At 72.2% G+C, this 11,793-nt stretch carries 13 protein-coding genes and 1 pseudogene; 7 read left to right on the top strand and 7 right to left on the bottom strand.

Annotated features, from left to right (window positions below; translation table 11 throughout):
* Window positions 1-17 precede the first annotated feature (17 nt).
* On the bottom strand, window positions 18-197 hold the full coding sequence (locus IE198_RS10905; protein WP_100105926.1) for a DUF8839 family protein: 180 nt from the start codon (window positions 195-197) through the stop codon (window positions 18-20).
* Between the two features lie 158 nt (window positions 198-355).
* On the opposite strand from IE198_RS10905, the gene IE198_RS10900 reads away from it, so the two are divergent.
* Window positions 356-1,396 (top strand): NUDIX hydrolase, encoded by a 1,041-nt coding sequence (locus IE198_RS10900; protein WP_189885246.1) that lies wholly within the window; start codon window positions 356-358, stop codon window positions 1,394-1,396.
* Here IE198_RS10900 and IE198_RS10895 read toward each other — a convergent pair.
* Together IE198_RS10895 and IE198_RS10890 are read right to left on the bottom strand one after the other, a co-directional pair.
* Window positions 1,393-2,107, bottom strand: a pseudogene (locus IE198_RS10895) (MBL fold metallo-hydrolase). The gene IE198_RS10900 and the pseudogene IE198_RS10895 overlap by 4 nt on opposite strands.
* 67 nt (window positions 2,108-2,174) lie before the next feature.
* Complete coding sequence (locus IE198_RS10890) at window positions 2,175-3,539, bottom strand: dipeptidase (RefSeq protein ID WP_189885244.1); 1,365 nt, start codon at window positions 3,537-3,539, stop codon at window positions 2,175-2,177.
* Window positions 3,540-3,686: 147 nt separating this feature from the next.
* Between IE198_RS10890 and IE198_RS10885 the strand changes: the two genes are divergently transcribed.
* Window positions 3,687-4,931: a geranylgeranyl reductase family protein gene (locus IE198_RS10885; RefSeq protein WP_373299823.1), complete on the top strand. Its 1,245-nt coding sequence runs from the start codon at window positions 3,687-3,689 to the stop codon at window positions 4,929-4,931.
* A 231-nt stretch (window positions 4,932-5,162) separates the two neighbouring features.
* Here the strand turns inward: IE198_RS10885 and IE198_RS10880 are convergent, their stop codons facing one another.
* Window positions 5,163-5,612: a nitroreductase family deazaflavin-dependent oxidoreductase gene (locus IE198_RS10880; RefSeq protein WP_189885239.1), complete on the bottom strand. Its 450-nt coding sequence runs from the start codon at window positions 5,610-5,612 to the stop codon at window positions 5,163-5,165.
* Between the two features lie 171 nt (window positions 5,613-5,783).
* Here IE198_RS10880 and IE198_RS10875 point away from each other — a divergent pair, with 171 nt between their 5' ends.
* Entirely contained in the window at window positions 5,784-6,515 is a 732-nt protein-coding gene (locus IE198_RS10875) for a TetR/AcrR family transcriptional regulator (RefSeq protein WP_189885237.1), read from the top strand.
* Here IE198_RS10875 and IE198_RS10870 read toward each other — a convergent pair.
* Window positions 6,473-7,240, bottom strand: coding sequence for an AfsR/SARP family transcriptional regulator (locus tag IE198_RS10870; protein WP_189885235.1), 768 nt, complete (start codon window positions 7,238-7,240; stop codon window positions 6,473-6,475). The genes IE198_RS10875 and IE198_RS10870 overlap by 43 nt on opposite strands.
* Before the next feature lie 125 nt (window positions 7,241-7,365).
* On the opposite strand from IE198_RS10870, the gene IE198_RS10865 reads away from it, so the two are divergent.
* Window positions 7,366-7,722, top strand: a complete 357-nt coding sequence (locus IE198_RS10865) for a hypothetical protein (RefSeq protein WP_189885233.1) — start codon at window positions 7,366-7,368, stop codon at window positions 7,720-7,722.
* Here the strand turns inward: IE198_RS10865 and IE198_RS10860 are convergent.
* Complete coding sequence (locus tag IE198_RS10860; RefSeq protein WP_229833833.1) at window positions 7,610-8,329, bottom strand: MMPL family transporter; 720 nt, start codon at window positions 8,327-8,329, stop codon at window positions 7,610-7,612. The genes IE198_RS10865 and IE198_RS10860 overlap by 113 nt on opposite strands.
* A gap of 371 nt (window positions 8,330-8,700) precedes the next feature.
* Between IE198_RS10860 and IE198_RS10855 the strand changes: the two genes are divergently transcribed.
* The 3 genes from IE198_RS10855 to IE198_RS10845 are packed head-to-tail and all read left to right on the top strand — an operon-like array spanning window position 8,701 to window position 11,497.
* The gene (locus IE198_RS10855) at window positions 8,701-9,528 is read left to right on the top strand and encodes an MMPL family transporter (RefSeq protein ID WP_229833832.1); all 828 of its coding nucleotides are present in this window, start codon (window positions 8,701-8,703) and stop codon (window positions 9,526-9,528) included.
* Window positions 9,529-9,563: 35 nt separating this feature from the next.
* On the top strand, window positions 9,564-10,835 hold the full coding sequence (locus tag IE198_RS10850) for a sensor histidine kinase (RefSeq protein ID WP_189885229.1): 1,272 nt from the start codon (window positions 9,564-9,566) through the stop codon (window positions 10,833-10,835).
* Window positions 10,832-11,497, top strand: coding sequence for a response regulator transcription factor (locus IE198_RS10845; RefSeq protein ID WP_189885227.1), 666 nt, complete (start codon window positions 10,832-10,834; stop codon window positions 11,495-11,497). The genes IE198_RS10850 and IE198_RS10845 overlap by 4 nt, the downstream gene beginning before the upstream one ends.
* Here the strand turns inward: IE198_RS10845 and IE198_RS10840 are convergent.
* A complete protein-coding gene (locus tag IE198_RS10840; RefSeq protein ID WP_189885225.1) occupies window positions 11,458-11,733 on the bottom strand; it encodes a DUF6332 family protein in 276 nt (91 codons plus the stop codon). The two genes, IE198_RS10845 and IE198_RS10840, sit on opposite strands and share 40 nt — an antisense overlap.
* Window positions 11,734-11,793 lie beyond the last annotated feature (60 nt).

Here is an 11,793-nt window from a genome sequence, read left to right as displayed (position 1 = left end):
GGATCACGGCGCGCCGCTCACCAACCGCGCTCCGAACTCTGCTGCTGCGGCACCACTACCAGGAACGCGTCCGACTCCAGGTCCATCACGACCTCCGCCGCCAGGCCCTCGTCCCTGCGGTGGCGGGCGTACTCCTCCGCCTGCCGACTTCCGCGCGGGTCACCCGCGGGGAACTTCTCCAACACCGTGCGGCGCATGCCCCACTCCCTCGTCTCTTCCGCTCCAACGACGATCCCCCGCGGGTGTCACGGCCCGGCCACAGTTGACGTAGCCGTCGGCCAACCGGTTCCGGTACCGGGTTTGCGTGGCAGGGTGTTGCGGGCAATCCACTGTGGGCTACGGAGGAGGGGGACCCGTGATCGTCTGGATCAACGGTGCGTTCGGAGCGGGCAAGAGCAGTACCGCACGCGAACTGATCGATCTGATCCCGAGCAGCACGCTCTTCGACCCCGAGGTGATCGGCGCGGGCATGCGCCATCTGCTGCCGGCCAAACGGCTGGCCGAGGTCGGCGACTACCAGGACCTGCCGATCTGGCGGCGGCTCGTCGTGGACACCGCGGCGGCGCTGCTCGCCGAGCTCGGCGGTGTGCTGGTGGCACCCATGACCGTCCTGCGCCAGGACTACCGCGACGAGATCTTCGGCGGTCTCGCCGCCCGCCGGATAGCGGTGCGGCATGTGCTCCTGGCACCTGATGAAACGATTTTGCGCCAACGGATAGCGGCCCGTGACGTGTTCCCCGGCGACCCCGAGGAGAGCGAGCGCGCCCGCCAGTGGGCATTCGGCAACATCGAGCGCTACCGGGCCGCCCTCGGCTGGCTCACCGGCGACGCGCACGTGATCGACAACAGCCGCCTCGACACCCGCGCCGCGGCGCAGGCCGTCGCCGACGCCGTACGGACCGGCGAGGCCCCCGTCAGCGACATCGTCCAGACCCCCGAGCCGACCGCGGAGACCGTCGCCGCCGGAGTACTGCTCTTCGACGCCGAGGACCGGGTCCTGCTCGTCGACCCGACCTACAAGCCGGGGTGGGAGTTCCCCGGCGGTGTCGTGGAGAGCGGGGAGGCACCTGCCCGGGCCGGCATGCGGGAGGTCACGGAGGAGCTGGGCATAGAACTGGCCGACATACCCCGGCTGCTGGTCGTCGACTGGGAGCCGCCGAAGCCACCCGGCTTCGGCGGACTGCGGCTGCTCTTCGACGGCGGCCGGCTCCCGGTCGGCGACGCCGGACGCGTACTGCTGCCGGGCTCCGAACTGCGCGGCTGGAAGTTCGCCGACGAGGAGGAGGCGGCGGAACTGCTTCCGCCCGCCCGCTACGAACGGCTCCGCTGGGCCCTGCGGGCGCGCGAGCGCGGGACGGTCCTCAACATGGAGGCCGGAATCCCGGTCGGCACTTAGGCTCTTTCCGGCCCTGATTCGCCGGACGGGGCCCGGAGCGTCGCGGCGGCCAGGGCAGCGGCGGCGTTCTCGGTGATCGGGTCACCGTGTCCGAAGCAGACCGTGGACGGCGCGAGCGAGGCGAGGCGGCGCATCGAAACCTGTGCCGCCGCCCGGTCGACGTTGAACACCCCGAGCATCACCCGTCCGACACCGGCGACGCAGTCACCGGTGAACAGCACACCGCGATCCGGCAGATGAAGGCCGATCGACCCGTCGGTGTGCCCCGGCGAGTGCACCACCAGCGCACCGCCGCCGAAGTCCAGGACCTCGCCGTCCTCCAGCTCACGGTCCACCGGGGTGGCCGGCGCGGGCGGCACGGTCAGGCCGTGCTCGTACAACGGGACCTCCCAGTCCAGCAGTACGGGCTCGGGGACCGGCCGCTCGCCCCTGATCACCGGGGCGTCCAGACGGTGCGCCAGTACCTCGGCGCCGTACCGCCCGGCCAACTCCCGGCCGCCCCGACATGGTCACGATGGCAGTGGGTCAGCACGAGCCGGCGGATACGGGCCGGGTCGAGCCCGGCGTCCCTCAGCCCTGCTCGATCAGCGGCGCGGCGCCGGCGTGTCCGGCGTCGACGAGGGTCAGATCGCTGCCGTCACGCCACACATACGCCCGGCCGATCGGGAAGCGGAACATGTGCAACTGAGGCGTCACCCGGATGAGTTCCATGCGGCGAACCCAGGCACACCCGCAGCACTGCCGCACGGATCTCTGCTCCCGGCAGACGGGGGCGATCTCAAATACGCCGTGACGCGGCGTAGTTGACCAGGAACAGCGCCTCGGCCACCGACATGCGTTCCAGTTCCTCGGGCGACACGCTCTCGTTCACGGCGTGGATCTGCGCCTCGGGGTCGCTCAGGCCGATGAGCAGGATCTCGGCCTGCGGGTAGAGCGCGGCGAGCGTGTTGCACAGCGGGATCGAGCCGCCCATACCGGAGGACTGCATCTCCTGGCCCGGGTACGCCATCCGCATGGCCTCGGCCATCGACGTGTACGCCGGGCTCGTCACATCCGCCTGGAACGCCTGGCCCTGGCCGACCTGCTCCACCGCGACCCGCGCGCCCCACGGGGTGTGTGCCTCCAGATGCGCGGCGAGCAGCTTGTTCGCCTCGGCCGCGTCCTGGCCCGGCGGGACCCGCAGGCTGACGAGCGCACGTGCGGACGCCTGCACGGACGGGGTGGCGCCGACCACCGGCGGGCAGTCGATGCCCAGGACCGTGACGGCCGGACGAGCCCAGATACGGTCAGCGACCGTGCCCTCCCCGATGAGCCCCACACCATCGAGGACCTTCGCGTCCTTGCGGAAGTCCTCCTCCGGGTAAGCGAGGCCCTCCCAGGTGGCGTCCGCCGCGAGCCCTTCGACGGTCGTCGAACCGTCCTTTGCGCGCAGCGAGTCCAGTACGCGGATGAGCGCGGCCAGCGCGTCGGGGGCCGCCCCGCCGAACTGTCCCGAGTGCAGATTCCCCTCGAGGGTGTCGACCTGCACCCGCAGCAGGGTCATGCCGCGCAGGCTGGCCGTGACCGTCGGCAGGCCGGCCCGGAAGTTGCCCGTGTCGCCGATGACGACGGCGTCCGCGGCCAGCAACTCGGGGTGGGCCTCCGCGTACTGCTCCAGGCCCCCGGTGCCCTGCTCCTCGGAACCCTCCACGATCACCTTGACGTTCACCGGCACACCGCCGTTGGCCTTGAGGGCGCGCAGCGCGAGCAGGTGCATGATGAAGCCGCCCTTGCAGTCCGCGGCCCCGCGTCCGTACCAGCGGCCGTCGCGCTCGGTCAGCTCGAACGGTGGCGACACCCAGGCCGCCGGATCCAGCGGCGGCTGCACGTCGTAGTGCGCGTACAGGAGCACTGTCGGGGCGCCGGCCGGGCCGGGCAGGAAGCCGTAGACGGACTGGGTGCCGTCGGGAGTGTCCAGGACGGCCACGTCCGTGAAGCCCTCAGCGCCCAGCGCGCCCGCGACCCATGCGGCCGCCGCCTCGCACTCGCTCTTCGGGAACTGGGCAGGGTCCGCCACCGACTGGAACGCCACGAACTCCCTGAGCTCCGCCTCGGCGCGGGACATCAGCGACGCGACGGTCTCTGCGATCGGTACGGCGGTCATGGGCACGCTCCTCGAGGGCACGACGTTGTGCGATGTGTGTACGTTCAAATGTGTGGTCGATCCTCCCACAGCGGGTAGCAGGCGACCGCGCCGTAGGATGCCGTCGAGAGCTTGGGCCACAGGTCGGATCGGGAGCAGAAGTACATCGTGAGCAGCGAGAACGATGCCACCGGAGCAGAGGCGGCAAATGAGCTTGACGACCCCGTGTGGGACGTCGTCGTGGTCGGCGCGGGGCCCGCGGGGGCGTCGGCGGCGTACGCGGCGGCGGTGACCGGCCGCAGGGTGCTGCTGCTGGAGAAGGCCGAACTGCCCCGCTACAAGACCTGCGGCGGGGGGATCATCGGACCGTCCCGCGACAGCCTGCCGCCGGGCTTCGAACTCCCGCTGCAGGACCGGGTGCACGCCGTGACCTTCTCACTCAACGGCAAGCTGGCCCGCACCCGCCGCTCCAAGCGGATGCTCTTCGGGCTCATCAACCGCCCGGAGTTCGACGCCGGTCTCGTCCAGCAGGCGCAGAAGGCCGGGGCGGTGCTGCGCACCGGCGCGGCCGTGTCCCGTGTCGATCAGCACGGGCCGGCCGTGCCCGACCGGCGCACGGTCGCCGTGGTCCTGTCGGACGGTGAGACGGTCCTGACGCGCGCGGTCGTCGGCGCGGACGGCAGCGCCGGCCGGATAGGCGCCCACGTCGGGGTGAAGCTCGATCAGGTCGATCTCGGGCTGGAGGCGGAGATCCCGGTCCCCGCCACGGTCGCGGAGGACTGGGCGGGCCGGGTGCTCATCGACTGGGGCCCGATGCCCGGCAGTTACGGCTGGGTGTTCCCCAAGGGGCGGACGCTCACGGTCGGTGTGATCTCGGCGCGCGGCGAGGGCGCCGCGACCAAGCGGTACCTGGAGGACTTCATCGCCCGGCTGGGTCTCGCCGGCTTCGAGCCCGCCATCTCCTCCGGCCACCTCACGCGCTGCCGCAGCGACGACTCGCCGCTGTCGCGCGGCCGGGTCCTGGTGTGCGGCGACGCGGCGGGGCTGCTCGAGCCGTGGACCCGGGAGGGCATCTCCTTCGCGCTGCGCTCGGGCCGGCTCGCGGGGGAGTGGGCGGTGCGGATCGCGGAGGCGCACGACGCCGTCGATGCGCGCAGGCAGGCGCTGAACTACGCGTTCGCCGTCAAGTCGGGGCTCGGCGTCGAGATGGCGGTCGGGCGGCGGATGCTGGCCGTCTTCGAGCGGCGGCCGGCGCTGCTGCACGCGGTGATGACCGGAGTCCGGCCGGCCTGGAAGACCTTCGCGGACATCACGCGCGGTGCGACGACGCTGGCCGGTCTGGTGCGTACGCACTCGCTGGCGCGGCGTGCGCTGGACGTCCTGGACAAGCGGGCGTCGCAGCCTGCGCCGTGACGGGCCGGCCGGTCGGGTGGGGCGCCGCCGTGCGCCCGGCTCCCCGACGTCCGCAGTGCGGGCCGACCGGGCCGGGCCCCGGGCCGCAGGTTACGCGCCGCTCGCTGGGCGCGGCCGGCGCGCAGCGCGCCGGCCGCTGGGCGCCCGGCCGGCCCGTTCCGCAGCCGGGGCCGGCCCGCGCTCCCGCCCGGCTCGCGCATTCGCGCCTGGTGTCCTGGGCCTGTGGCCCGGTCATCCGGTCACGGTGATCTTGAAGACGGGGTGCCTGTGGGCCGCGGCCCGCAGCTCCTCGTCCGTGGATCCGGCGTTGACGTCCCCGAAGAAGCGGCCGACCTCCCAGCCCCAGCGCTCGAGGTAGGTGCGCAGCAGCTCGGGCTTCTGCTCGTCCGGCAGCTCGACGGCCGTGAACTGCTGCGTTCTGCGGCCGACCTGGAGCTGCCCGCCGCCTGCGGCACGGAGGTTGCGGACCCACTGGGAATGGCCCCTGGCTGAGATCAGGTACGGGCCGCCGTCGTAGGGGAGCGGGTTGACGGGGATCCGGCGCCACTCGCCGCTGGTGCGGCCGCGCACCGAGAGTTCCGCGGTGCCCATGAGGCTGATGCCGCGGCGTGCGAGCCAGCCGACCGTGGCGTTAATGATCGTGTCGAACCGGTTGGGCTTGATGTAGTGCGCCTTCGACATGGCTTCTCCCCTGGGCTGGACCGGTTCGTTCAGTGCTCTGACCGGTGACCGGCGCTTAACTTTGAGATCACTGCTCTCGCTTGAGAACAGTGTCCCCGAATGGGCGCCTCCAAGCAAGAGCAATGCTCTCGTTATTGTCCGCTGCTCCGAAACGTGACAGAGTGTTCCACCATGAGCACCATCCGAGGGGCCAGGGAACGCGCCCGTACCGAGATCACCGCGGCCATCAAGGACGAGGCACGCGCCCAACTCGCCGCCGAGGGGGCCGCGAAACTCTCCCTCCGCGCCGTCGCCCGTGAGCTGGGCATGGCCTCTTCCGCCCTCTACCGCTACTTCCCCAGCCGCGACGACCTGCTGACCGCCCTCATCGTCGACGCCTACGACGCCGTGGGCGCCGCCGCCGAGGCAGCCCTCGCCGCAGCGCCGCCCGCCGCCGACCACTGCGCCCGCTGGACCGCAGCCTGTTCCGCCGTACGCGCCTGGGCCCTCGACCACCCGCACCAGTACGCCCTGATCTACGGCTCACCCGTCCCCGGCTACACCGCACCCAAGGACACCGTCGCCCCGGCCTCCCGCGTCGCGCTCGCGCTCGTCTCCGTCATCCGGGACGCCCACCGCACCAACGGTCTCGCGCTCCCGCCGCTGTCCCTGGGAGTGCGTCCCGAAGCGGACCGCATGGCCGCCGACATCGCCCCCGACCTGCCGCCGGCTGTGGTCACCGCGATGGTCGCCGCCTGGTCGCAGCTCTTCGGGACGATCTCCTTCGAGCTCTTCGGCCACTTCAACAACGTGGTCGCGGACCGGGACGCCTTCTTCGAGCACACAGCGACCCGGCTCGCCCACGAGGTGGGACTGCGCCCTCAGGCCGCCGGTGCGTCAGCCGGCAGCAGCGCCGGGTCCTGACGCAGGATCCGCCCGTGCAGCGCCCGCAGCACCGGACCCGGATCCGCTCCCATGGCCTCCGAGATCCGGCGCCGTGCCTCCTCGTAGGCCAGCAGGGCGTCGGCCGAGCGCCCGCTGCGGTAGAGGGCCAGCATCAGCAGCTCCACCAGCCGTTCCCGCAGCGGCTGGAGAGCCACCAGGCGCACCAGTTCGTGGACGCACTCGTCGTGGCGCCCCAGCTCGATCAGGCACGCGAGGCGTGACTCCAGCACCAGCATCCGCTTCTCCGCCCAGCGGCGCCGCTCCGCCTCCAGGCAGGGGCCCGTGAGCCCCTCGGCGAACTCTCCGCGCCACAAAGCCTCGCCCTCGGCGGCCACTTCGGCGGCCCGTCGCAGATCCCCGGCCTCCTGCGCCGCAAGGGCCGTACGCATCAGCGCGTGCCGTTCCCGCAGGTCGTCGATCGCCGCACCCGTGAGCCGGTAACCGCTGCCCGTCCACACCGGCTTCGGCCCGCCCGGGCCGGCCGCCAGGGCGCGCCGCAACCCGGAGACGTACTTCTGGACCAGGTTGCGTACGTGCACGGGCGGTTCGGTGCCCCACACGGCGTCCACCAGCGCGTCGTACGACAGGGCGCGGCCCTCCTGGAGCAGCAGGACCGCGAGCACCGCCCGCTGCTTCGGCGGGCCGAGGTCCACCTCCCGCCCGCGGTACCACGCCCGCAGTGGACCGAGCAGTTCGAACCGCATCCTCCCACCCATGCGCTTGAGACCAACCCGGCGGCCGGCCTCCGGTGGATCTTCCAGCGGGCCTTCCAGCGGGCCTTCCAGCGGAGAGTAGGCGCAAGGTCAGCGGCACCCGTCACCGTGGCGGCATGACAGACGAACGACCCCAGATGTCCGGTCCCTTGACGCGTCTCGGACGGTTCGCCGCCAGACGCAGCGCGGCCGTGCTGATCACCACGCTGCTGCTCTTCCTCGGGCTGGCCGCCTACGGCGCCGGGGCCCAGGACGATCTCGACCTCTCCCGCTGGGACGCGCCGGGCACCGAGTCCGTGGAGGCCGCCGGGGTCCTTCGTGAGGAGTTCGCCACCGGCAATCCCAGTCTCGCCCTTCTCGTCACCCCGGGCACGGGCGACGTCGACGCGCCGGAGGCGGTGCGGGCCGGCCGCGCCCTGGCCGACGAGGTGCGCCGGCGACGACCAGAATGCCCGCGTAGGCGAAGGAACTGAGGAAGAAGAACGGGAAGACGAGCAGCGCGGACAGCGAGACGGCGACGGTGGTCCCGCTGAAGATCACCGTACGACCCGCCGCCGCGGTGGCACGCACGGCGGCGCCGCTCTGGTCGTGGCCCGCACTTCGCTCCTCCCGGTAGCGGCTGATGACGAACAGGCTGTAGTCGATGCCCAGTCCGAGGCCCAGTACGAGCGCGATGTTGGCGGCGAAGGTGGACACCTCGGTGAGCTGGGCGACCGCGCGCAGGCCGGCGAGCGTACCGACGACGCTGATGAGTCCGACGCCGACCGTGATCAGGGCGGCGGCGGTCCGCCGGTACACCAGGACCAGCAGCAGGAGCACCGCCGGCAGCACAAGGATCTCCGCGGTCAGGAAGTCCTCGCGGGCCTGTTCGCCGACCTGCCGCGAGATCTCCTCCTGGCCGCCGACGCGGACGGTCAGCGCGTCGGTCGTCCGAGTCAGTTTGGGTGACAGCGTGGCGAGTTCCTCCCGGGTCTCGGTTGCGCTGCCTTCGAGACGGGCAAGAATCAGGGCCCGGCGGCCGTCGTCGCTGCGAAGGGCGGGACTGTCGGCGTCCCAGTACGCGTCGACGTCGGTGACCATCGGCAGACTCCGCGCCGTCGTCGTGCTGCCCGCAGCCCTGGCCCGCTGGGGCCACCGCATGGAGCGCGGCACCGAGCCGGCGCCCAGCGGGCTGTGGCACCGTGTCGCGCTGCGGGCGAGCGCCGGCCCGTGCTCAGTGGCGGTGCCGTGCTGGGCCTGCTGCTGCTCGCCGGATCACCGCTGCTGGGTTTGCGCTTCGGCCTGCCGGACGAGCGCACACTGCCCGAGGGCACGTCGTCGCGCACGGTCTCTGAGACCGTGCGCCGTGAGTTCGCCGCCGAACCGACCGACGCCGTCCAGGTCGTGGTCCCGCCTCCGCCGGGGCGCGCGCCGTCGCACGCTACACCGACGATCTGGCCCGGATCCCGGGTGTGTTCCGGATCGACCCGCCCCACACCACCGGTTACGGCACACGGCTCGCCCTCCTGCCCACCCAGGAGGCGATGCGCGGCGACGTGCCGGCCTTCGTCGAGCGGATCCGCGCCGTACCCACCGCCCCCGAGGGCGTCCTGGTCGGCGGCTATCCGGCGGAGACCACCGACTTCCGCAGCACCCTGCTCGACCGGCTGCCGGTCGTCGTCGCGCTCATCCTCTCCGCGACCTTCGTCATCCTCTTCCTGATGACCGGGAGCCTGTTGCTGCCCGCCAAGGCGACCGTGCTCAATCTGCTCAGCCTCTCGGTGATGTTCGGCTGCCTGGTCTTCGTCTTCCAGGAGGGCCACTTCTCCTCGCTGCTCGGCTTCACCCCCACCGGGTCCGTCGAACCGAGCATGCCCGTCCTGATGTTCTGCGTCGCCTACGGCCTGTCCATGGACTACGAGGTCTTCCTGCTGGCCCGCATCAAGGAGGAGCACGAACGCACCGGCGACACCGAACGCGCCGTGTCCGAAGGCATCCGGCGCAGTGCGCCCCTCGTCACGGCCGCCGCCGGCATCCTGTCGCTCACCTTCGCCTCCTACGCGACCGGCGGCGTCGTCTTCCTCAAGGAAACTCGGGATCGGCACGGCCCTGGCGATCCTGGTCGACGCCACCCTGATCAGGGTCGTCCTGCTGCCCGTCGCCATGCGGCTCGCAGGGCGCGCCAACTGGTGGGCCCCGCGCCCGCTGCGCCGCCTGCACGCCCAGGCCGGGATCTCGGAGGCCGCCGCCCCCGCGCCCGTACTCCCCAGGGAGTACGGGTGATCGCCACGCACGGATGACGCCCGTGGGCCCCGCGCCGGTCTAGCGTGGCCGTATGGAACAGCGGCCCGGCACCTGCGGAGGTCCGCCCTGGTCACGGGGCGGACCGCCGTGGTCACGGGGCGGGCCGTCGTGGTCACGGGGCGGGCCGTCGTGGCTGCGGGCCTTCGTGGACCAGGCCGACGGCGCACGCATCCCCTGGCTCTCGACCGTGGCTGTCGCCGTCTTCGTCATGGTGGGCACGGGTTTCGCCGCCGAGAGCCAGCAGGACACCCGCGAACCCCTCGACGTCCTCGCCCGTGTCCTGCTGCTCGTGGGACCGGCGCTCCTCCTGCTGCGCAAGAAGTACCCGGTCGTCACCGTCTTCGGCGTCTGCGCCGTCGCGCTGGTGTACTTCGCCGCCGGTTATCCCTACGGACCCGTCTTCCTCACCATCGCCGTCGCCGTCTTCGCCGCCATCGTCGCGGGCCACCGGCGCGCCGCATGGTGGGCCGTCGGGCTGCTCTGGGCGGCGCATCTGCTGATCGCGCACTGGCTGTACGCGTATCTGCCGCCGACCGGTGACGAGGCCGCGCCGTGGGGCCAGGAGGTGTTCATCACCGCCTGGGTGATCGCGGTCGTCGCGGCGTCCGAGCTGGTACGAGTGCGCCGCGAGGTCTGGGCACGCGAGCGTGCCGAGCGTGCCGCGGCCGAGCAGCGGCGCGCGGACGAAGAACGGCTGCGGATCGCGCGCGAACTCCACGACGTGCTTGCACACTCGATCTCCGTCATCAACGTCCAGGCGGGCGTCGGCCTGGCCCTGCTCGACGCGGACCCCGAACAGGCACGCACGGCCCTGACCACCATCAAGGTGGCGAGCAAGGAGGCACTGGGCGAGGTGCGGCAGGTCCTGGACACCCTTCGCACCCCCGGTGACGCGCCACGCGCCCCGGCGCCCGGGCTGGACCGCCTGCCGGAACTGGTCGAACAGGCCGCGAGCACCGGTCTCACCGTCGACGTGGAAAGCGTCGGCGAGGAGGTGGCGCTCGCGCCCGGCACCGACCTGGCCGCGTTCCGTATCGTCCAGGAGGCCCTGACCAACGTCGTACGGCATTCGCGCTCGCGCTCCGCACGGGTACGTATCGTCCACTCGCCCGGCAGTCTCGGCCTCCAGATCGACGACGAGGGGCCGGCGACCGGCTCTGACGCCGGCGGCAGCGGCAGCGGACTGGTCGGCCTGCGGGAGCGTGCCGGTGCACTGGGTGGCACCGTCGAGGCGGGCCCCCGCCCGGACGGCGGTTTCCGCGTCCGGGCCGAACTCCCCGTGCGGACCGAGGAGACGATGTGATCCGTGTGGTACTCGCCGACGATCAGATGCTGGTCAGGGCCGGCTTCCGGGCACTGCTGGCCGCCCAGCACGACATCGAGGTCGCGGGCGAGGCGTCGGACGGCGAGGAGGCGGTGCGCCTGGTGGGTGAACTGCGCCCGGACGTGGTGCTGATGGACATCAGGATGCCGCTGCTCGACGGGCTGGCCGCCACCCGGCGCATCACCGGGGACGAGCGCCTGGCGGACGTGAAGGTGGTCATACTCACCACCTTCGAGCTCGACGAGTACGTCTTCGAGGCCATCCGGTCCGGCGCCTCGGGTTTCCTGGTGAAGGACACGGAACCGGACGAACTACTGCGCGCGGTACGGGCGGCGGTCGTCGGTGACGCGCTGCTGTCGCCGGGTGTGACACGCCGTTTGATCGCCGAGTTCGCGGCCCGCTCCAAGGAACCTGCCGAGGCCGAGGGCCTCGGGGAACTCACGGAACGGGAGCGGGAGGTGATGGCGCTGGTCGGCATCGGCCTGTCCAACGAGGAGATCGCTCGCCGGCTGGTCGTCAGTCCGCTCACGGCCAAGACGCACGTGAGCCGCACCATGGTGAAGCTCGGCGCCCGCGACCGGGCCCAACTGGTGGTTCTGGCCTACGAGTCGGGCCTGGTGCGCCCCGGCTGGCTGGGCTGATCCGCCCCGCCCCCGAATCGCCACAGCACGGCCACGACCCGCAGGACGAACACGACCGCGCCCGCCGAGGCCCCCGCGACCAGCAGACCGCGCTCGAACGCGTACGGCAGGGCGAACATCAGCTTCGGTCCGGCGACCGCCCCGAAGACCAGCGCTCCGGCCACTGCTGCGCTGAGCAGCGCATAGCCGATCTCGATCGTCACGGCGTCCCGGTCGGCCTGTGTGCGTCGCTCCATGGACGAAGTGTCACAATGCCGCGGCCGCCGGGCAACATGCCCGCCGGCCGCGGCCGCCGG

Origin of the sequence: Streptomyces xantholiticus (assembly GCF_014651015.1) — a bacterium.
In the GTDB taxonomy this organism is placed as follows: Bacteria; Actinomycetota; Actinomycetes; order Streptomycetales; family Streptomycetaceae; genus Streptomyces; species Streptomyces xantholiticus.
This window is presented reverse-complemented; position numbering and strand designations above follow the sequence as displayed.

Bases quoted from the DNA above. Each gene is read 5' to 3' on its own strand.
- IE198_RS10860 (WP_229833833.1), bottom strand. From the start codon at position 8,329: ATGGTCACCGACGTCGACGCGTACTGGGACGCCGACAGTCCCGCCCTT.
- IE198_RS10875 (WP_189885237.1), top strand. From the start codon at position 5,784: ATGAGCACCATCCGAGGGGCCAGGGAACGCGCCCGTACCGAGATCACC.
- IE198_RS10865 (WP_189885233.1), top strand. From the start codon at position 7,366: ATGACAGACGAACGACCCCAGATGTCCGGTCCCTTGACGCGTCTCGGA.
- IE198_RS10880 (WP_189885239.1), bottom strand. From the start codon at position 5,612: ATGTCGAAGGCGCACTACATCAAGCCCAACCGGTTCGACACGATCATT.
- IE198_RS10870 (WP_189885235.1), bottom strand. From the start codon at position 7,240: ATGCGGTTCGAACTGCTCGGTCCACTGCGGGCGTGGTACCGCGGGCGG.
- IE198_RS10905 (WP_100105926.1), bottom strand. From the start codon at position 197: ATGCGCCGCACGGTGTTGGAGAAGTTCCCCGCGGGTGACCCGCGCGGA.
- IE198_RS10840 (WP_189885225.1), bottom strand. From the start codon at position 11,733: ATGGAGCGACGCACACAGGCCGACCGGGACGCCGTGACGATCGAGATC.
- IE198_RS10850 (WP_189885229.1), top strand. From the start codon at position 9,564: ATGGAACAGCGGCCCGGCACCTGCGGAGGTCCGCCCTGGTCACGGGGC.
- IE198_RS10890 (WP_189885244.1), bottom strand. From the start codon at position 3,539: ATGACCGCCGTACCGATCGCAGAGACCGTCGCGTCGCTGATGTCCCGC.